The organism is Amorphus coralli DSM 19760 (assembly GCF_000374525.1).
GTDB classification, from domain to species: Bacteria; Pseudomonadota; Alphaproteobacteria; order Rhizobiales; family Amorphaceae; genus Amorphus; species Amorphus coralli.
This window is the reverse complement of record NZ_KB894570.1, coordinates 72,172-92,784: the sequence shown is the minus strand read 5'-3', so window position 1 is coordinate 92,784 and position 20,613 is coordinate 72,172. Positions and strand designations below refer to the sequence as shown.

At 67.3% G+C, this 20,613-nt stretch carries 17 protein-coding genes; 9 read left to right on the top strand and 8 right to left on the bottom strand.

The window, feature by feature from the left end:
• Positions 1 to 72 precede the first annotated feature (72 nt).
• Positions 73 to 1,740, bottom strand: coding sequence for a phenylacetic acid degradation protein PaaN (gene paaN, locus C507_RS0100425; protein ID WP_018697667.1), 1,668 nt, complete (start codon positions 1,738 to 1,740; stop codon positions 73 to 75).
• A 211-nt stretch (positions 1,741 to 1,951) separates the two neighbouring features.
• On the opposite strand from paaN, the gene paaG reads away from it, so the two are divergent.
• The 9 genes from paaG to C507_RS0100380 all read left to right on the top strand — a co-directional run bounded on the left by paaG (position 1,952) and on the right by C507_RS0100380 (position 10,280).
• Positions 1,952 to 2,749, top strand: a complete 798-nt coding sequence (gene paaG / locus C507_RS0100420; protein ID WP_018697666.1) for a 2-(1,2-epoxy-1,2-dihydrophenyl)acetyl-CoA isomerase PaaG — start codon at positions 1,952 to 1,954, stop codon at positions 2,747 to 2,749.
• 14 nt (positions 2,750 to 2,763) lie between these two features.
• Positions 2,764 to 3,213, top strand: a complete 450-nt coding sequence (gene paaI / locus C507_RS0100415) for a hydroxyphenylacetyl-CoA thioesterase PaaI (protein ID WP_040400415.1) — start codon at positions 2,764 to 2,766, stop codon at positions 3,211 to 3,213.
• A 79-nt stretch (positions 3,214 to 3,292) separates the two neighbouring features.
• Positions 3,293 to 4,603, top strand: coding sequence for a phenylacetate--CoA ligase PaaK (gene paaK / locus C507_RS0100410; RefSeq protein ID WP_018697664.1), 1,311 nt, complete (start codon positions 3,293 to 3,295; stop codon positions 4,601 to 4,603).
• Positions 4,604 to 4,673: 70 nt separating this feature from the next.
• Positions 4,674 to 5,267: a TetR/AcrR family transcriptional regulator gene (locus C507_RS0100405; RefSeq protein ID WP_018697663.1), complete on the top strand. Its 594-nt coding sequence runs from the start codon at positions 4,674 to 4,676 to the stop codon at positions 5,265 to 5,267.
• 109 nt (positions 5,268 to 5,376) lie between these two features.
• Positions 5,377 to 6,111 (top strand): HAD-IA family hydrolase, encoded by a 735-nt coding sequence (locus tag C507_RS0100400; RefSeq protein ID WP_018697662.1) that lies wholly within the window; start codon positions 5,377 to 5,379, stop codon positions 6,109 to 6,111.
• Entirely contained in the window at positions 6,108 to 6,896 is a 789-nt protein-coding gene (locus tag C507_RS0100395) for an ATP12 family chaperone protein (RefSeq protein ID WP_018697661.1), read from the top strand. The genes C507_RS0100400 and C507_RS0100395 overlap by 4 nt, the downstream gene beginning before the upstream one ends.
• A gap of 231 nt (positions 6,897 to 7,127) precedes the next feature.
• Entirely contained in the window at positions 7,128 to 8,321 is a 1,194-nt protein-coding gene (locus C507_RS0100390; protein ID WP_018697660.1) for an NAD-dependent epimerase/dehydratase family protein, read from the top strand.
• A 31-nt stretch (positions 8,322 to 8,352) separates the two neighbouring features.
• Entirely contained in the window at positions 8,353 to 8,961 is a 609-nt protein-coding gene (locus tag C507_RS19900; protein WP_018697659.1) for a helix-turn-helix domain-containing protein, read from the top strand.
• 80 nt (positions 8,962 to 9,041) lie between these two features.
• Positions 9,042 to 10,280 carry an MFS transporter gene (locus C507_RS0100380; RefSeq protein WP_026318716.1) on the top strand — a complete coding sequence of 413 codons (1,239 nt, stop codon included), beginning with the start codon at positions 9,042 to 9,044 and terminating at the stop codon, positions 10,278 to 10,280.
• Positions 10,281 to 10,626: 346 nt separating this feature from the next.
• Here the strand turns inward: C507_RS0100380 and glnT are convergent, their stop codons facing one another.
• The 7 genes from glnT to lipB form a co-directional block, all read right to left on the bottom strand.
• Positions 10,627 to 11,928 (bottom strand): type III glutamate--ammonia ligase, encoded by a 1,302-nt coding sequence (glnT, locus tag C507_RS0100375; RefSeq protein ID WP_018697657.1) that lies wholly within the window; start codon positions 11,926 to 11,928, stop codon positions 10,627 to 10,629.
• Between the two features lie 99 nt (positions 11,929 to 12,027).
• Positions 12,028 to 13,353, bottom strand: a complete 1,326-nt coding sequence (locus C507_RS0100370) for an FMN-binding glutamate synthase family protein (protein WP_018697656.1) — start codon at positions 13,351 to 13,353, stop codon at positions 12,028 to 12,030.
• Positions 13,354 to 13,431: 78 nt separating this feature from the next.
• Positions 13,432 to 14,112, bottom strand: a complete 681-nt coding sequence (locus C507_RS0100365; RefSeq protein ID WP_018697655.1) for a hypothetical protein — start codon at positions 14,110 to 14,112, stop codon at positions 13,432 to 13,434.
• 4 nt (positions 14,113 to 14,116) lie between these two features.
• Positions 14,117 to 15,016, bottom strand: a complete 900-nt coding sequence (locus C507_RS0100360) for a class II glutamine amidotransferase (protein ID WP_018697654.1) — start codon at positions 15,014 to 15,016, stop codon at positions 14,117 to 14,119.
• A gap of 266 nt (positions 15,017 to 15,282) precedes the next feature.
• Positions 15,283 to 16,074: a MipA/OmpV family protein gene (locus C507_RS0100355; protein ID WP_018697653.1), complete on the bottom strand. Its 792-nt coding sequence runs from the start codon at positions 16,072 to 16,074 to the stop codon at positions 15,283 to 15,285.
• 192 nt (positions 16,075 to 16,266) lie between these two features.
• Positions 16,267 to 19,710: a pyruvate carboxylase gene (gene pyc, locus C507_RS0100350; protein ID WP_018697652.1), complete on the bottom strand. Its 3,444-nt coding sequence runs from the start codon at positions 19,708 to 19,710 to the stop codon at positions 16,267 to 16,269.
• A 131-nt stretch (positions 19,711 to 19,841) separates the two neighbouring features.
• Positions 19,842 to 20,585 (bottom strand): lipoyl(octanoyl) transferase LipB, encoded by a 744-nt coding sequence (gene lipB / locus C507_RS0100345; protein ID WP_018697651.1) that lies wholly within the window; start codon positions 20,583 to 20,585, stop codon positions 19,842 to 19,844.
• Between the last annotated feature and the right edge of the window lie 28 nt (positions 20,586 to 20,613).

Below are 20,613 nucleotides of genomic sequence, written 5' to 3'. Positions count from 1 at the left end.
TCCCGTTGGATTTTTTGGTTGGACTGTCGAGCACTCTTTCCGGCGCTCTTTCGATCCCAGTTGTCGTGAGATCTAGGCCCCCTGCCTGCGGACCGTGGCGACGCGGAAGCGATTGGCAACGAAGGCCGCGTCGGTCAGGCACGCGGTGCCCGCCGGGTTGGCTCCCGTCACGTGATAATCGGAGAACGCAGCCGACTGGTTGACCAGGATCTGACCGGTCAGGTTGACCGAAAGCGGCGCGCCGGCCTCGGCAAAGGCCGCGGCCGCCTCGTCGATCTGGCTCTCGTCGGTGGAATAGATGGCGGCAGTGATAGCCCCCTTCGTCCGCGCCGACCCTGCGGCCCGGGTGATCGCGTCCTCCGCATCGTCGGTGGCGATCACGAAGGCGATCGGTCCGAAGCGCTCTTCCAGGTAGGCCGCCTCGTCCTCCGCATCGAGCTGTACCAGCAGCGGCGTCGCGGTCCGGGCCCCTTCCGGGATCGTGCCGCCGGAGACCGGCGCGGAGTCGTGCACGACCTTGCCCAGCGCGCGGGCGTCGTCGACCCGGGCGAGCGTATCGGGATTCTGCACCGCACCCAGAATGCCGATGGCGCGGTCGGGATCGCCGAGAAGCTTGTCGAGCGCCGTCGCGATACCCTTGGCGACATCGTCGACGCTCTTGTGACCGTCATCGGTCTGGATGCCCTCGCGCGGCACGAAGATGTTCTGTGGGGCGGTGCACATCTGGCCGGAATAGAGCGACAGAGAGAAGGCCAGGTTGCCACACAGACCCTTGAAAGAGTCCGTAGACAGCGCCACCACCGAGTTCACGCCGGCCTCTTCCGTGAAGACCTGCTTGCCGGCGGCATTGGTTCGGATCCACTCGCCGAAGGCCCGCGAGCCGGTGAAGTCGACGATCGCGACATCGGGATGGCTCACCAGCGACTGGGCGATGGGCGCCTCCGGCTCATCGGCGGCAAGCACCACCACGTTCGGGTCGAAGCCCTGCTCGGCCAGCACTTCGCGCGTGATGCGCACGGTGAGCGCCAGCGGCAGGATCGCCATCGGATGCGGCTTCACCACCACGGCATTGCCGGTGGCAAGGTCGGCGAAATAGGCCGAGTAGGAATTCCAGTTCGGGAAGGTCGCGCAGCCGATGACCAGCGCCACGCCGCGCGGCACGACCTTGAAGGTCTTGTCGAGGACGGCCGGCGGCTGCTTGCCCTGCGGCTTCTCCCAGCGCACGGCACCCGGCACCTTGGCCATCTCGTCATAGGCGTAGGCGACGGCCTCCAGCCCGCGATCCTGGGCGTGCGGACCGCCTGCCTGGAAGGCCATCATGAAGGACTGGCCGGACGTGTGCATCACGGCGTTGGCCATCAGGAAGGACTGCTTGTTGATCCGGTCCAGGACCTCCATGCAGATCCCCACCCGCGTCTCCACCGAGGCCTGCGCCCAGGCCTTGCCGGCCGCGCGGGCCGCAGCCACGAGCGCGACGGGATCGGTCGCCGGATAGGTGGTGCCCAGCGCGAAGCCGTAGGGGCTCTCCTCCTTGCCCACGGTGGCGCCGGTGGTCGGCTGATCGATCTCGAACGGTGCGTTGAGCAGCGCCTGGAAGGCGGCCTCGCCATCGGCCTTGGCCGTCTCGCCGTAGATCCGGCCGGACGGCATTTCCGGATAGGGCGACCAGTAGCCCCGCGTGTGCGCGGCCTCGACGGCGCGCTGAAGGGTCTCGCGGTGGCGGTCGAACAGCTCGGACATGGCGTCTCTCCCTTGTCGCCGCCGGTCTCGTCGCCGGCGATCCGCCGGCCCTCGCGTCCATCCTGATCGCGTTGACAGCCCGGCTTTTGGCTCATACTAATTGATTAACCGTCCGGTCAGTCAAGTCCTGATTTTCGGACAGAGAAGCGGCACGGGGATCGGCGTGGTATGCCCTTCCCCGATGATCGTCAGATGATTTGGGAGACGCGCCATGGACGAGACCCCGGTCCTTACCGAGGTTCGCGACGGCTACCGGCTGATCACGCTCAACCGGCCCGACAAGCTCAATTCCTTCAATGAAGCCATGCACCTGGCGCTTCGCGCCGCCCTGGAAGAGGCCGAAGCCGACCTCTCCTGCCGCGCTGTCGTGCTCACCGGCGCCGGTCGCGGCTTCTGCGCCGGCCAGGACCTGTCCGACCGGGTGACGCCAGCCGGTGGCGAGGCACCTGATCTCGGCCGCACCATCGAGACCTACTACAATCCTCTGGTGCGCAAGCTGCACGCGCTGCCCTTCCCCGTCATCGCGGCGGTGAACGGCACGGCGGCGGGAGCCGGCGCCAACATCGCGCTCAACTGCGACATCGTGCTGGCCTCGCGCACCGCTAAGTTCATCCAGGCCTTCGCCAAGATCGGCCTGGTGCCGGATTCCGGCGGCACCTGGATGCTGCCGCGTCTTGTCGGTTCGGCCCGGGCCCGGGCCATGTGCCTGCTCGCAGAGCCGATCAACGCCGACACCGCCGAAGCCTGGGGCCTGATCTGGAAGGCCGTCGACGGCGAGGCCCTGATGCCGACCGCCACCGAAATGGCGGAGAAGTTCGCCAGCGCCCCCACCGATGGGCTCGCCATGCAGAAGAAGCTCCTGGACGCCGCCGAGACCAACGATCTCGACGCCCAGCTCGACCTGGAGCGCGACACCCAGCGCGGTCTGGGCAAGCATCCCGACTACGCCGAGGGCGTCCGCGCCTTCATGGAAAAGCGTGCGCCGGCCTTCACCGGCCGCAAGGGCTGACAGGGGTCCGGCTGATGGATGCTCTCGAAACAGCCCGTGCCTGCGCCGACGCCATGTGGGCGGAGGACAAGGCCTCCCAGGGGCTCGGGATGGAGATCGTCTCTGTCGAGCCCGGCAAGGCCGTCCTCGCGATGACCATCCGCGAGGACATGGTGAACGGCCACGGCATCTGCCACGGCGGCTTCATGTTCCTGTTGGCGGATTCGGCCTTCGCCTTCTCCTGCAACACCTACGATCAGCGCACCGTCGCCCAGTCCTGCGCGATCAGCTTCCTGAAGCCCGTGAAGCTCGGCGACCGGTTGACGGCCACGGCGGCAGAGCGGTGGCGCGAGGGCCGGTCCGGCATCTACGACATCACCGTTGCCGACCAGTCCGGCGCCGCGGTCGCGGAATTCCGTGGCCAGTCGCGCACCATCGCCGGCCGACTGCTCGAAGGTTCAAGCGCGGAAGCGGCAACCCAATAGCCGCCCGCCATCGCTTTCCGGCCGGCGCCGAGGGGACACAATCCTCCCCGCGCCGCCCGTCACATTCGGAGGACACGCCATGCTGGACCTGAGCCCGGACCGGGACACTCTCGACCCGATCGAGATCGCCTCGCGCGACGAGATTGCGGCGCTGCAGCTGGAGCGGCTGAAATGGTCGCTCGCCCATGCCTACGAGAACGTGCCCCACTACCGCGCATCCTTCGACGCAGCCGGTGTCCATCCGGACGATCTGACGTCACTTGAGGACCTGGCGAAGTTCCCGTTCACCACCAAGCAGGACCTGCGCGACAACTACCCGTTCGGCCTGTTCGCGGTACCACGCGAGAAGGTCGTGCGCATCCACGGCTCGTCCGGCACCACCGGCAAGCCGACCGTTGTCGGCTACACCCAGCGCGACATCGACACCTGGGCCACCGTGATGGCGCGCTCGATCCGCGCCTCCGGCGGCCGGCCGGGCATGATCTGCCACGTCTCCTATGGCTACGGGCTGTTCACCGGCGGCCTCGGCGCCCACTATGGCGCGGAGAAGCTCGGGTGCACCGTCGTGCCCATGTCCGGTGGCATGACCGAGCGCCAGGTCCAGCTGATCGAGGACTTCCGTCCCGAGATCATCATGGTCACGCCGTCCTACATGCTGGCGATCCTCGATGAATTCCGCCAGCGTGGCCTCGACCCGGCAGCCTCCTCGCTGAAGGTCGGCATCTTCGGTGCTGAGCCCTGGACCAACTCGGTGCGTCAGGAGATCGAGAAGGCCTTCGACATTCACGCCGTCGACATCTACGGCCTGTCCGAAGTGATGGGGCCGGGCGTCGCCAACGAATGCGTGGAGACCAAGGACGGCCTGCACATCTGGGAGGATCATTTCTATCCGGAGGTCATCGATCCGGCCACCGGCATGCCGGTGGCCGACGGCGAGGTGGGCGAACTCGTTTTCACCTCGCTTACCAAGGAAGCGCTGCCGATCATCCGCTACCGCACCCGCGACCTCACCCGGCTCCTTCCGGGTACCGCCCGGTCCATGCGGCGCATGGAGAAGATCACCGGCCGCTCCGACGACATGCTGATCATTCGCGGCGTCAACGTCTTCCCCACCCAGGTGGAAGAGCAGCTTCTGCGCTGCGCCGGCCTTGCCCCCCACTATGTTCTTGAGGTAACGCGAGAAAGCCGCATGGACGAGCTCACCGTTCATGTGGAGGCCCGGCCGGACGTCGCCGACGAGGCAAGCCGGGCGTCCCATGCCGCCGAACTCAGGGCGCACATCAAGAACAACATCGGCGTGTCGACGCGGATCGTGGTTGCCGATCCGGGCGGCATTGAACGCTCGATGGGCAAGGCCAGGCGGGTCATCGACCGCCGGCCGAAGGACTGACGCGGCCGAACATGGCCGGCTGACTGATGGTTTGCCGCCGGCAGGCCCTGGCAGGTGAAGGAGCGAGTGCATGGCGCGGCCGCGCGCAGTCGACTACGACGACAAGAGGAACGCGATCCTCGCGGCGGCGGCGCAGGCCTTCGCCGACACCGGCTTCGACGGCGCGTCGATGAGCCAGATCGCGCTCGCCTGCGGCGTGTCCAAGGCGCTCCTCTATCACTACTACGCCAACAAGGAGCAATTGCTCTTCGACGTCATCGAGGCCCACCTGGAGGACCTTGTGGGCGCGGTGGAGGACGTGAATGCCAGCGGCGACCCAGAAGAACGGCTGGTTGGCCTTTGCACCGTCATCCTCGAGGCCTATCGGGACGCCGACGCCGAGCACAAGGTTCAGATCAACAATCTGAGCCGACTGCCGGCCGACAAGCAGGATGCCTTGAAGGCGATGGAGCGTCGGCTGGTCGACGTGTTCGCCGAAGCGCTTGCCGCAGCAAACCCCGACCTCGCGACCCGGCGCCATCTCCTCAAGCCGGTTACCATGTCGCTGTTCGGCATGCTCAACTGGCACTATCTCTGGTTCAAGGCCAACGGCCCCGTGACGCGCCAGGATTACGCCGCCATCGCCGCGCGCATGGTGGTGGCCGGAAGCCGCGCCCTGGATTGATCGCTCCGGATTGATTGGAGACCGCCGGCGGGTCTATGCGTGGCGGCACCGGCGAGCCGGTTCCGGCACATGCGCCGGTGCTGCCGCCCCAGAACCCACAGGACCAGCCGTGACCCTTTCCGAGATTCCGGACGTGGCAGTGAGCCCCCGCAGCGACGGGGGTCCGCGCCTCGTTCTGTTTGACTGCGATGGCACCCTCGTCGACAGCCAGCACATTATCGTCGCCGCGATGGAACGCGCCTTCGTTGCGGAGCGCCTTCCGGTGCCGCCTCGCAGCGCCATCCTCGGCATCGTCGGGCTGTCGCTGCCGCAGGCCATCGGCCAGCTGGTCGGGCCGGATTTCGCCGGCTCCGTTCCCACCGTCGTCGAAGCCTACAAGGATTCCTTCCGGGACCTGCGCTCAGAGGCGATCCACCATGAGCCGCTGTTTCCCGACGTGGACAGCGTGCTCGCCGGCTATGTCGCCCGCGACGATGTGCTCCTGGGCCTTGTCACCGGCAAGTCACGCCGGGGGGTCGACGTGATCGTCGAGCGCTTCGGCTTTCACGGTCATTTCGTCACCATCCAGACCGCCGACGACGCGCCCTCCAAGCCGCACCCGCAGATGATCCTGAACGCGCTCGCGGAGACCGGCGCGGAGCCGGCCGCCGCCGTGATGATCGGCGACACCACCTTTGACATGCAGATGGCAAAGGCCGCGGGCGTGGCGGCGCTCGGCGTCTCCTGGGGCTACCACCCGGTGGAGACTCTGGCACCGGCCGGCGCCGATGCGGTCGTCGACCGGGCCGCCGACATCCCGGATGCGGTCGCCAGCCTCGTCAGCCTTGAAAGGACGGCCCCATGAGCCCCGATCACGACGTCCCGCCGAAGGACACGGACCCGACCGGCCTTGCCAGGAAACTCACGCAGCCGGAACTTCCGAAGCGCTTCTACAAGCAGGTGTCGACACGGCCGAGCGACGACGGCGTCGAGATCACGCTGGACGGCCGCCCCGTGCGCACGCCTGCCAAGCGGCCGCTCGCCGTGCCCGACGAGGAGATCGCCGCGACCGTTGCGCGCGAATGGGACGCCCAGGAAACCGAGATCAACCCGTCGCTGATGCCGATGACACGGCTCCTCAACGCCGCCATCGACGGCGTCGCCGACGCCCGCGAGGCGGTGGCTGCCGACATCGCCGCCTTCGCCGGGACCGACATGCTGTGCTACCGCGCCGACATGCCGGAAGGGCTCGTCGCCCGCCAGCGCGAGGTGTGGGACCCGATTCTCGCCTGGGCCGAGGGGGCGCTCGGCGCCCGTTTCATGCTGGTGGAAGGCGTCATGCCGGTCACCCAGCCGGATACCACGCTCGCCGCCGTGCGCGCGCGCATGCCGCTTGCCGATCCGTTCGCCCTGACCGCGCTGCATTCCATGACAACGCTGACCGGCTCGGTCCTCGTCGCGCTCGCCGTCTGGGAGGGCCACCTTACCGTCGACGAGGCCTGGCTGGCGGCGCATGTCGACGAGGACTGGAACATCAAGCTCTGGGGCGCCGACGCGGAGGCCATGGCCCGCCGGGACCGTCGTGAAACCGACATGCGCGCCGCCGCCCAACTGGCATCGCGCTTCCGCCCCGGCACGGGCCTGCGCTAGGCTCTGGCTGCGGCTGGCATCGCTCGGGCGGATGCGCTAAGCCACGTAACCATATCGGGCCCGCCGGGCTTGGACTTCGCCGCCTCCCCGGCGGATTCGAAGCCCTGGGGCAGCGACCGGACGCCGCCCTTTCTCCGGCGTGGTTCCGGTCGTCGGACGCAGACAGATGAACGCCTTTCCGAAGCGGCCACGGGCCCGCGGCAAGGCGACAGGCAAGCGGGTGCATGCAACATGGCTAAGGTGCTGGTCCTCGGCGGTGACGGGTTCTGTGGCTGGCCGACCAGCCTCTACCTGTCGAAACGGGGCCACGACGTCGTCATCGTCGACAACCTGTCGCGCAGGAAGATCGACGTCGAGCTCGAAGTCGAATCGCTGACGCCGATCCGCCCGCTCGGCGAGCGTCTCGCGGTCTGGAAGGAGCTGACCGGCAAGGAGATCCGGCACGAATCCTTTTCCGTCGGGGAGCACTATCACCGGCTGCTGACGCTCATTCAGACCGAGAAGCCGGACGTCATTATCCACTTCGCCGAGCAGCGCGCGGCGCCCTACTCCATGAAGACGCCGCACCACAAGCGCTACACGGTGCGCAACAATCTCTGCGCCACCCACGACGTGCTGTGCGCCATCGTGGAGTCCGGCCTCGACATCCACCTGGTCCATCTCGGCACCATGGGCGTCTACGGTTACGGCACCGCCGGCATGAAGATTCCGGAGGGCTACCTCCAGATCAAGATCGACACCGGCGAGAACCTCGTCGATCACGAGATCCTTTACCCGGCCAATCCGGGCTCGATCTACCACATGACGAAGACCCAGGATCAGCTGTTCTTCCACTATTACAACAAGAACGACGGGGTGAAGATCACCGACCTGCATCAGGGCATCGTCTGGGGCACGCAGACCGACGAGACCTCGATGGACGAGCGGCTCATCAACCGCTTCGACTATGACGGCGACTACGGCACCGTGCTCAACCGCTTCCTGATGCAGGCCGCCATCGGCTATCCGCTGACCGTGCACGGCACCGGCGGGCAGACCCGCGCCTTCATCCACATTCGCGACACCTGCAAGTGCATCGAGTTGGCCATCGACAACCCGCCCCAGGCCGGTGAGCGCGTCAACATCCTCAACCAGATGACCGAGACCCACCGGATCCGGAAGCTGGCGGAGATGATCTCGGACATGACCGACGTTCCGGTGGAGTACGTGCCCAATCCGCGCAACGAGGCGGAGGAAAATGACCTCCACGTCACCAATGACCGCTTCCTCGGCATGGGCCTGTCGCCGATCACCCTGGAAAAGGGCCTGATGTCGGAAGTCACCGACATCGCCCGGACCTACGCCGAGCGCTGCGACCGCACCAAGATCCCGTGCGTCTCCAACTGGCGGCGCAAGCCGAAGATCGTCTATCCGAAAGCCGTCTGAGCCGGCGAAAGCGGAGCATCGACCGGGCACGATGGCCACGGCTGCGGACAAATCGGACGGCGAGAAGTCCCGCTCCATCGAGCGCCATATCGGGCGCGAGGTCCGGCGCCAGCGTACCCGGCTGCAGATGACGCTGGCTGACCTGGCCCAGGCCACCGGCCTGTCGCCAGGCATGGTCTCCAAGATCGAGAACGGCCAGATCTCGCCGTCGCTCTCGACGTTGACGGGGCTGGCAAGCGCGCTCAACCTGCCGCTATCGACCTTTTTCCGATCCTTCGAGGAAAGCCGCGACGTCTCTTACGTGCCGGCCGGACGGGGCCTGGAGATCGATCGGCGCGGCACCAGGGCCGGCCACATCTACCAGCTTCTCGGCCACATGATCCGGTCCAGCGTGTCGGTGGAGCCCTACCTGATCACCCTCACCGAGCACTCGGAAATGTTTACCGAGTTCCAGCACGAGGGCGTCGAGTTCATCTACATGCTGGAGGGAGAGGTCACCTACCGGCACGGCGACCGCTCCTTCCGCCTCGGCCCCGGCGACTCGCTGTTCTTCGACGCCATCGCCCCGCACGGCCCGGCGGAGCTCCTGAGCAAGCCGGCGCGCTATCTGTCCATCATCGCCTCGCCGGGCGACGCCTGATGCCGCAGCGCAGACTGGCCGGCGCCCGGCCGATCGCATAAACACGGCTTTTCGGCTCCTCCCGCAGCGATCCCATGGCAATCCCCGCCCCCAGTGCCGGACCGGCCTCCCGGTTTGCCGCCTTCCGGCATCGCAGCTTCGCGCTCTACTGGACCTCGCGCTTCGCCTCGACCTTCGCCGTGCAGATCGTCAGTGTCTCGGTGGGCTGGCAGGTCTACGACATCACCCGCAATCCGCTCGATCTCGGCTTCGTGGGCCTGCTGCAGTTCCTCCCGGCCCTGCTCCTGGTTTTCGTCACGGGCCACGCGGCCGATCGGCACAAGCGGCGCACCATCATGGCGGTCGCCGCCTCGGTCGAGGCGCTTTGCGCGGGCTTCCTGATCGCCTTCACCCTGAGCGGATCCGGCAGCGTGCTGCCGATTTTCGCCGCCCTGGTGGTGTTCGGCGCCGCGCGCGCCTTCTTCAATCCCGCGCAGAGCTCGCTTGTGGTGAATCTCGTGCCGGCCTCCGAGCTCTCCAACGCGATCGCTTGGAACTCGTCGGCGTGGCAGATCGCGGCCATCGTGGGCCCGGTCGCCGGAGGCCTGCTTTATGGGGTCGGACCGCTCGCCGCCTACAGCACCGCGGCGGTCATGTTTCTCGCCTCCACCGCTCTTGTTCTGCTGATCCCGCAGCCGGACCAGAAGACGGTCCGGGAGCCCGTGAGCTGGAAGGCCGTTGTCGCAGGCATAAGCTACATCCGCCGCGAGAAGATCGTGCTCGGCGCCATCTCGCTGGACCTCTTCGCCGTGCTTCTCGGCGGCACCACCGCCCTGCTGCCCGTCTATGCCCGCGATATCCTCGACCTCGGGCCGTGGGGGCTGGGGCTGCTGCGCTCCGCTCCGGGGATCGGCGCGGTAACCGTCGCGGTTTTCCTCGCCATGCGGCCGATCCGCTCCCACGCCGGAGCGATGATGTTCGTCTGCGTGTTCGGCTTCGGCCTGTTCGCCGTGGTCTTCGGCCTATCCGAAACCGTCTGGCTGTCCATCGTGGCACTCGCCATGATGGGCGCCCTCGACATGGTGTCCGTCTTCGTCCGCGAGACGCTCATCCAGCTGTGGACCCCCGACGAGGTGCGCGGCCGCGTCAACGCGGTCAACATGGTGTTCGTCGGGGCGTCGAACGAGCTTGGCGAGTTCCGTGCCGGCGTCATGGCGGCGATGATCGGCACCGTCGGCGCGGTGGTCGTGGGCGGCGCGGGCACAATGGCCGTCGCCGCGCTGTGGGCGAAGATGTTCCCCGACCTGCGGCGCATCCAGCATCTGGACAGCCGGGATTGAAGCAAAGCCAGGAAAAGTGGTCTTGCGGTTTTCCGTCCGGCTTTGCGGTAAAAACCCCTCACGCCGAGTTCGCTACCGCTCACCGGCTCCGGGTGGGCGGCCTGACCGGCCGGCCCGCGGTCGCGGGCTGATCCCACAAAGCCAGGAAAAGTGGTCTTGCGGTTTTCCGTCCGGCTTTGCGGTGAAAACAATCCCCTCGCGCCGAGTTCGCTACCGCGCACCGGCGCCGGGTGGGCGGCCCGAGCTCGCGCTTCAGTGCCAAACGGGTCAAGCCAGCGCGCTGCCGCGCGCCGGCTTTCCGCAAGACGTGACCCGGAGTTGTCTCAGGATCGCCGTCGGTCCCCCCTCAGCAGTCCAGCGTCGCCTGGCGCTCCCAGTCTGTCAGGTGGCGGGAATACTCGTTCCACTCCGCCATCTTCATCTTCACGTAGGAGCCGGAGAAGGCCTCACCCAGCGTCGCCTTCAGGCCGGCGTCCGCCTCGAAGGCGCGGATCGCGTCGATCAGGTAGAGCGGCAGCTTGCGCGCCTCCACCGAGCCGCCGTCGGTGTACATGTTGACGTCGGTCAGCGGCTCGCCCGGATCGGTCCCCTTCTCGATACCGTCGAGGCCGGCCGCCAGGATCGCCGCCTGCAACAGGTACGGGTTGGCGGAACCATCCGGCAGCCGCAGCTCGAACCGGCCGGGATCGGGCACGCGGATCATGTGGGTGCGGTTGTTGCCGGTCCATGTGATGGAGCTCGGCGACCACGTCGCGCCGGACAGCGTGACGGCGGCATTGATCCGCTTGTAGCTGTTCACCGTCGGGTTCGTCAGCGCGCAGATGCCCTCCGCGTGTTCCATGAGGCCGCCGACGAAGGCCAGCGCCATGGATGAGAGGCCGAGCGGATGGTCGTCGCCGGCGAACAGGTTGGCGCCGCTTTCATCCCAGAGCGAGACATGGGAGTGGCAGCCGTTGCCGGTCAGGTGGGCGAACGGCTTCGGCATGAAGGTCGCGCGCAGCCCGTGCTCCTCCGCAATGGACTTGACCATGAACTTGAAGAAGGCGTGCCGGTCGGCCGTCACCATCGCGTCGGCATAGTCCCAGTTCATCTCGAACTGGCCGTTCGCGTCCTCGTGGTCGTTCTGGTACGGCCCCCAGCCGAGGTCGATCATGGCGTCGCAAATTTCCGACACCACATCGTAGCGCCGCATCACCGCGGACTGGTCGTAGCAGGGCTTGGCATCGGTATCGCGCGGATCGGAGATATCCTGGCCCGAGGGATCGATCAGGTGATACTCCGCCTCGATACCGGCCTTCATGGAAAAGCCCTTCGCAGCGGCCTGATCCAGAAGTCGCCTCAGAACCCGTCGCGGCGCCTGCTCGACGGGCTTGCCGTCCATGACGAGGTCGCTGGCCACCCAGGCGACCTCCGGGTTCCAGGGAAGCTGGATCACGGTGTCGGGATCCGGCACCGCAAACATGTCCGGATCGGCCGGCGACATGTCGAGATAGGTGGCGAAGCCCGCGAACCCCGCCCCGTTCTTCTGCACACCGGCGATCGCCGGCGCAGGCACCAGCTTGGAGCGCTGCACGCCTCTCAGGTCGGTGAAGTTCACGAGAAAGTATTTCACGCCTTTCTCGCGGGCGAATGCGTCCAGGTCGGTCATCGACGAAGGGTCCTCTGGAAGGAAGGGTTGGTCCGCCGGCTTGGGCCGGTCTGTGGTTCGGTTCGTGTACGGATGCAGGAATCGGGCCCGGTTCGGGCCCTAGAAGCCGCCCTGCCCCGGAATCCAGCCGGTTCCGGCCAGCGGCACGCGCGCCATGGCGGCGGCCTCCAGCGTCAGCGCCTGCAGGTCTTCCGGCTCGAGATTGTGGACGTGGCTCTTGCCGCAGGCGCGCGCGATGGTCTGCGCCTCCAGGGTGAGCACGCGCAGATAGTTCGCCAGCCTGTGGCCGCCCGCCACCGGGTCCAGGCGCTGCTCCAGCTCCGGATCCTGTGTGGTGATGCCGGCCGGATCGCGCCCTGCCTGCCATTCGTCGTAGAAGCCGGGCGCCGTGCCGAGCTTCTCGTACTCCTCGGCCAGCTCCGGCCGGTTGTCGCCGAGCGCGATCAAGGCGGCCGTGCCGATGGAAACCGCGTCGGCCCCCAGCGCGATCGCCTTCGCCACGTCGGCGCCGGTCCGGATGCCGCCGGATACGATGAGCTGCACGCCCCGCCTGTGCACGCCGAGTTCCTTGAGCGCGTCGCTCGCCAGCCGCACCGCCGGCAGCGTCGGGATGCCGACATGTTCAATGAAGCATTCCTGGGTGGCGCCGGTGCCGCCCTGCATGCCGTCGACGACGATCACGTCGGCGCCGGACTTCACCGCCAGCAGCGTGTCGTAATAGGTGCGCGAGGCGCCGACCTTCACGTAGATCGGCTTTTCCCAGCCGGTGAGCTCGCGCAGCTCCTCGATCTTGATCTCCAGGTCGTCCGGGCCGGTCCAGTCGGGATGACGACAGGCGGAACGCTGGTCGATGTCTTCGGGCAACGTGCGCATCTCCGCCACGCGCGGCGAGATCTTCTGGCCGAGCAGCATGCCGCCGCCGCCGGGCTTGGCGCCCTGCCCGATCACCACCTCGATGGCATCCGCCTTGCGCAGGTGGTCCGGGTTCATGCCGTAGCGCGACGGCAGGAGCTGATAGACGAGCTTGTTGGAATGTCCGCGCTCCTCGTCCGTCATGCCGCCGTCGCCGGTGGTGGTGGAGGTGCCGACTTCGTTGGCGCCGCGCCCCAGCGCTTCCTTGGCGTTGGCCGAGAGCGAGCCGAAGCTCATGCCTGCGATGGTAATGGGGATGTCGAGGTGGATCGGCTTGCTGGCATTGCGTGCGCCGAGCACGACGTCGGTGCCGCAGCGCTCCCGGTAGCCCTCCAGCGGGTAGCGCGAGACGCTGGCTCCGAGAAACACGAGGTCATCGAAGTGCGGCACGGCGCGCTTCGCCCCGAAGCCCCTGATCTTGTAGATCCCCTCGCGGGCGGCACGCTGGATCTCGTGGATCGCGGCCCGGTCGAAGATGTGGGATTCCCGCAAGTGCGGCGCTGGCTTGGTCATTGTTCGTCCTTCCGGAGCATTGGCGGGCGGCAGTCGCCCGGGCCAGCTCTCAACTGAAAAGGCGGGCGCGGCGGCCGGTCAGTAGCTGCCGAGATTGTCGATCTTGAAATTGTAGAGGGAACGCGCCGAGCCGTAGCGGCGGAAGGTGGCGGGGTCGGCCTCGATGCCGGACCGGGCGAGCAGCTCGGTCAGCGTCTGGCGATCGTCTGCGGTCATCGGCTGCTCCTCGCAGTCGGCACCCAGCTTTCCGGTCTCGCCCGAGACGTAGATCACCGCCTCGTAGATGGAGTCGCCGAGACCGTCCTCCGCATCGCCGCAGATCACCAGATGGCCAGCCTGCGCCATGAAGGCCGAGTTATGGCCGACGGAGCCCTTCACCACGATGTCGATCCCCTTCATGGAGATGCCGCACCGCGCCGAGGCCGAGCCCTCAATGACGAGGAGGCCACCATGGCCGCTGGCGCCGGCCGACTGGCTCGCGTCGCCCATCACCCGGACCAGCCCGGACATCATGTTCTCCGCAACGCCGACGCCGGCATTGCCGTGGACCGTCACCGTCGCGTTCTGGTTCATGCCGGCGCAGTAGTAGCCGACATGCCCCCTCAGGGTGACCGCGATCGGGGCCGTCAGGCCGCAGGCGAGCGCATGGCGGCCACCGGGATGCAGCACCTCGAAGGCAGCGTTGGAGCCATCCGCTTCGCTCTGCAGGCGAGCGTTCAGGTCGCGGGTGGTGGTGGAGGCGAGATCGATGGATTCCATGGTCTCAGGCACGTCCCCAGGTGTAAACGGTGGCGGGTTTCGGCTCCCAGACGGTCGCGCCCTCGATGCCCGGCAGTCCGGCCAGCGCCCGGAATTCCGAGGCCATGGCCACCCAATCGTCGGTCTCGGCCATGACGGCGGGCTTGCACGCGACCGGGTCGCGCAGCACCGCAAACCCGTCCTTGGTGCCGACGGCGAAAGTGTAGAAGCCGTCGAGATCGACGAGGGCCGCCTCCAGCGCCTCCGACAGGCTCGCGCCTTCCGACAGGCGCCAGGTCAGGTAGGCGGCCGCGACCTCCGAATCGTTCTCAGTCTGGAACCGGATGCCCTTGTGGGTGGAGAGCCACTCCCGCAGGCCGTTGTGGTTGGAAAGGGAGCCGTTGTGCACCAGGCAGAGATCGTCGCCCGTGTTGAACGGGTGCGCGCCTTCCGTAGAGACGGCGCTCTCGGTCGCCATGCGGGTGTGGCCAACGGCGTGGCTGCCGCCCATACCACCCACCTGGAAGCGGGCCAGCACGTCCTTCGGCAGGCCGACGTCCTTGTAGATCTCCAGCGCTGTTCCGACGCTCATCACCCGGACGTCTGGATAGGCCTCGAAGATGGCGTCGCGCAGCGCCAGGGCCGACGCGCCGCCGGAGACGATGGCGTGGTTGGCAACGGGCTCGATCGAGACCGCGTCGCCCACCCGGGCGGCCAGGCCGCTGGCGACGGTGTCCCAGTCGAACGCCTCGTCGGGATGGAAGACCACGACCTTCGGCTCCGCTGCCTCGGCGTCGCGATAGACCGCGATGCCGGCGGAATCCGGTCCGCGGTCGGACATTTCCGTCAGCATCGGCGCAAACAGCGCGCCGAGCTCCGGCCGGAGCGACGGGTTCTTCAGGTAGAGACCGACTATACCGCACATGATGGGTGCCCAGAGGTTGGTTCGTGACGTTGGCGCACAGAACCATATTGCCTATCAGGACACAAGATTTCTTCTGAGGAAAATTCCGCGCAGCCGCCATGCGGAAATCGCGCAGCTTGGACGAGGTGCGCGATCGCGCGCAGACCTGCGCGAAATTGCGCAGTCTCGCGCGCCAACGCAAACGGCCGCGCAAGTGCGCGGCCGGGTTCGACAGGATCGATTATGAAGCTGGCTCACCCGGCGCCGGAGGGCGCCAGAGGCCGCAATCAGTCGTAGAGATCGGCGCCGAAGCGGTAGGTGATGCCGATGCCGACGGTGAACTGATCCTCGCTGCCGGCCTTCACCACCGGCGAATCGGCGATGTCGTCGATGTAGCGGGAATAGTCGGCCTGCAGATGCAGCTTGACCGTATCCGTCCAGTCGTAGCTGACCAGCGCACCGACGCCGACATCGGTGAAACCGCCGGACGGGTCGTAGGCTGCGAACTGCGAGCTGGCGGCCTCGGCGTTGGTGACGCCGAAATAGGTCTCGACATATTCGTCGTTGGCGAAGCCGACGCGCGGGCCGGCAGAGACCTGCAGCCGGTCGAACGGGTTCAGAACGAGATCGAGGCCGGCCTGGCCGACAATGCCGTTGTGGCCCGTGAAGCCGTAGCGGGCTTCGACGAAGCCGCGGACCATGCCGTAGCGGTAGGCAACGCCCGGGCCGAGTTCGAAGGCGAAGTCCACGTCGTCCATGCCCCTGAGGTAGGACGCATCGTCGGACTCGCGCGCACCGACGAAGTTGATCGACGGGTAGATCGAGAAGGCCCGCTTCGGTCCGGAGACGACCTCGCCGATACCGGGCAGCCGCAGGTAGCTGATGGCGAACAGCGGGTACGGCAGGATGATGTAGTCGTCGGAGCTGGCGAACTTGGGCTGAACCTTGGCGCCGACACCGAGATCGAACACGATGTCTCGGTTGCCGGCCTGCTCGGTGGTGAGCTTCTCCTGCGCGATCGCGGCCGTGCTCGCCGAGGCGAGAAGGATCGAGGCGAGGACAACGGAGGACTTACGCATCACGGGCTCAACTTCCAGTTTTCAGTTCGCACTGACACTCGAACGGCTCCCGCGCCGGAACGCGCCGATGCAGGATCGCCATTCTATGCCCTCGAAAATCGCGCGTTGCGAGTCTCTCGGGCCGACGGACGGCATGTAGTCTGGAGGCGATGCATTTATGCATCGCTAATCAACGCCCCAGACAGCGCCGCATTATGCCCCGTAGGTGAGCAGAAGATCCTTGGCGTCGATGGCCGCGCCCGGCCCCACCAGCACCTCGGCCACCGTGCCGTCGCGCTCCGCGTGCAGCGTGGTTTCCATCTTCATGGCCTCGATAGACAGGAGCACGTCGCCCGCGGAGACCGTCTGCCCCGGCTTCACCGCGAGGGTGGCGATGACGCCCGGCATGGGGGCGGCGACGTGGTCGTCGTTGCCCTCTTCCGCCTTGCGCTTGGCGCCGGCCGCACCGCCGCCGTGGGCCCGGTCCGGCACGCGAATCGTCCGCGGCTGGCCATTCAGCTCGAAGAAGACGCGCACCTGCCCCTCGTCGTCGGTCTCGCCGATGGCGAGGCACCGGACCACCAGCGTCTTGCCCGGCTCCAGTTCGACCATCGCCTCCTCGCCGACCGCAAGGCCGTAGAAATAGAGCGGCGTCGGCAGCACGTCGGTCGGGCCGTAGGTGGCCTCGGCCTTGGCGAACTCGGTGAACACCTTCGGATACATCAGGTAGCTGGCGAGATCGGCATCGCCGATGGGCCGGCCGGCCTTCTCCGCGGCTTCCGCGCGGGTTGCCTCAACGTCCGCCGGTTCAAGCAGCGCACCCGGGCGCTCAGTGATCGGCGCCTCGCCCTTCAGGACCTTGGACTGCAGCGCGGCCGGGAAGCCGTTCGGCGGCTGGCCGAGATCGCCCCGGAAGAACTGGATCACCGAATCGGGGAAGGACACGTCGCGGTCGGGATCGAGCACGTCCTGCGGGGTGAGATCGGAGGCGACCATGGAGAGCGCCATGTCGCCAACCACCTTGGAGGATGGCGTCACCTTGACGATGTCGCCGAACATCTCATTCACGGCGGCATAGGCCTTGGCCACGTCGTGCCAGCGGTGCTCCAGGCCAAGCGCCCGCGCCTGCTCCTTGAGGTTGGTGAACTGCCCACCCGGCATCTCGTGCAGATAGACCTCCGAGGCAGGCGCCTTCAGATCCGCCTCGAACGCCGCGTACTGGTTGCGCACCGCCTCCCAGAAGAACGAGATCCGCCGGATGGCATCGGCGTCGAGGCCCGGATCGCGCGGCGTGCGGGCAAGGGCTGCGACCACGGACCCCAGGCAGGGCTGCGAGGTCAGGCCGGACAGTGCGTCGGTCGCCATGTCGATGGCATCGACGCCCGCTTCCACGGCGGCAAGGAGCGTCGCAGCGGAGGCGCCGGAGGTGTCGTGAGTGTGGAGATGGATCGGCTTGTCGGTCACCTCGCGCAGCGCCCGGATGAGTTCGCGCGCGGCGGCCGGCTTCAGAAGACCGGCCATGTCCTTGATCGCCAACATGTGGCAGCCGGCCCGGTCGAGCTCTTCCGCGAGCTTCAGGTAGTAGGCGAGATCGTAGGTGGGCCGCGACGGATCGAGCAGGTCGCCGGTGTAGCAGATGGTGCCCTCGGCGATCTTTCCGGCCTCGCACACCGCGTCGATGGCGACGCGCATGTTCTCCACCCAGTTGAGCGAATCGAAGATCCGGAAGAGATCGACGCCATTGTCCGCCGCCTGCTTGATGAAGAAGCGCACCGCGTTGTCTGGATAGCTCGTATAGCCGACACCGTTCGCTCCGCGCAGCAGCATCTGCAGGAGAAGGTTCGGCGCCGCCTCGCGGATGCGGGCAAGCCGCACCCAGGGATCCTCCGTAAGGAAGCGCATGGCGACATCGAAGGTCGCGCCGCCCCAGCACTCCAGCGACAGGAGCTGAGGCAGGCCGCGGGCGTAGGCCCGGGCGCCCTCGGCCAGATCGACGGTCCGCATGCGGGTGGCGAGCAGCGACTGGTGGGCGTCGCGCAGCGTCGTGTCGGTGACGAGCACCCGCTCCTGCTCCCGCATCCAGCGGGCGAACGCCTCGGGACCTTCAGCGTCGAGGCGCTGCTTGGTGCCGTCCGGCACGGCGCCGGGGAACTCCGGCAGGGCCGGCTTCGCCGCCTGCGGATCCGGCGCCGGCCGGTTGCGGGCCTCCGGGTGGCCATTGACGGTCACGTCGGCCAGGTAGGTCAGGAGCTTGGTGGCCCGGTCGCGGCGGCCGACCTGCTCGAACAGGCTCTTCGTCTCGTCGATGAAGCGGGTCGTGTAGCTGGCCGAGAGGAAGGTCGGGTGCGAGATGACCGCTTCCAGGAAGGTCAGGTTGGTGCCGACGCCGCGAATCCGGAACTCGCGCAGAGCGCGATCGATCCGGCGGGTGGCCTCTTCAGGGCTCGGCGCCCAGGCAGTCACCTTCTCCAGCAGCGGATCGTAGAACCGGGTGATGACGGCGCCGGAATAGGCCGTACCACCATCGAGCCGGATGCCGAAGCCGGTCGCGCCGCGATAGGCGGTGATGCGGCCATAGTCCGGGACGAAGTTGGCCTCGGGGTCTTCGGTGGTGATGCGGCACTGGATGGCGTGGCCGTGCAGCACGATCCCGTCCTGCGGCGGCACGCCGGACGCCGGCTCGCCGATCCGTTCGCCGTCGGCGATGTGGATCTGGGCCTTCACGATATCGATGCCGGTGACCTCTTCCGTCACCGTGTGCTCGACCTGGATGCGCGGATTGACCTCGATGAAGTAGACGGCGCCGGTATCGGCATCCATCAGGAACTCCACCGTGCCGGCGTTGCGATAGCCCACGGCCCGGCCGATGGAGAGCGCGTAGTCGGTCAGAAGCTGACGCGAGCCTTCGTCCACATAAGGCGCCGGCGCCCGCTCCACGACCTTCTGGTGGCGGCGCTGCACGGTGCAGTCGCGCTCGAAGAGGTGAACCAGGGTGCCGTGCGAATCGCCGAGGATCTGAACCTCGACGTGGCGGGCGCGCTCGACGAGCTTTTCCAGATAGACCTCGTCGCGGCCGAAGGCGGCCTTGGCCTCGCGCTTGGCCGTGGTGACCTCGCCGACGAGCTGGTCCGGATCGGTGACGACGCGCATGCCGCGCCCGCCGCCGCCCCAGGACGCCTTCACCATGACGGGGAAGCCGATCTCCTCGGCAAGCCGCATGATCTCGGCCGGATCGTCGGGCAGCGGATCGGTGGCCGGCATCACCGGCACACCGGCCTCCACCGCGATCTCGCGGGCCGACACCTTGTCGCCCAGTGCCCGCATGGTCTCGGGCGTCGGGCCGATGAAGGTGATGCCGGCCGCCGCGCACGCGTCGGCGAAGTCGGGATTCTCGGACAGGAAGCCGTAGCCGGGGTGAATGGCATCGGCCCCCGCCTCGACGGCGATCCGAATGACGTCCGGAATGTCGAGATAGGCCTCGATCGGGCCCTTGCCCTTGCCGACCTGGTAGGCCTCGTCAGCCTTGAAGCGGTGAAGGGCGAGCTTGTCCTCTTCCGCGAATATCGCCACCGTCTTCAGACCCAGCTCGTTGGCAGCCCGAAACACGCGGATTGCGATTTCCGACCGGTTTGCGACCAGGATCTTCGAAATGGCCATACTGCGTCCCTCCCCTGAGACTTGAACTGCTTCGGCACAGGCTGTGTGCGGCGCAACAATAGCGACGGGAGGAAGGCGCGCCAATGGATTGCTTGCGGGGAGAGAAGCGATTGCCCTTCCGCCAGGCAGCCTCAGGCGGCGGTGGAGGCCGTGCGATCGACGTCGGCACGGGTCGTGGGGCCGAACAGCGCCTCGAACCGCGCGCGCAGGGCGAGATCCACGTCAGGCATGGAAACCGGCCTGCCAAGATCGACCAGGCTGGTCACACCGTGTTCACGCACGCCGCACGCAACGATCCCGTCATAGTGATCGAGGTCCGGGTCGACGTTGAGCGAGATGCCGTGGAAGGTCACCCAGCGACGCACGCGGATGCCGATGGCGGCAATCTTGTCTTCCGCCGTAGCGCTCTTTTCCGGACGGCGAACCCAGACGCCGACACGGTCCGCCCGCCGCTCGCCGCGCACATGAAAGTCCCACAGCGCGTCGATCACCCATTGCTCCAGGGCGAACACGAACGCCCGGACGTCCCTGGACCGGCGCGAAAGGTCGAGCATGACATACGCAACCCGCTGGCCCGGCCCATGATAGGTGAATTGCCCACCCCGTCCGGCCTGATGCACCGGAAACCGCTCCGGATCGACGAGATCCTCCAGGCGCGCACTGGTGCCGGCGGTGTAAAGCGGCGGATGCTCCACCAGCCAGACCCGCTCGGCGGCGCGCCCCTCGTGGATGGCGGCCGCGCGGTTTTCCATTTCCGCCAGCGCATCCTCGTAGCCGACAGGTTCGGGCTCGATGACCCATTCGACCGCAGGCGCATCCGGCGCCGCCTTCATGCCCTCGACAAGCGCCTCGGCGCCCTCGCTCACGCTACGCATTTCCAATTTCGCCCACAGGAGTTTTTCA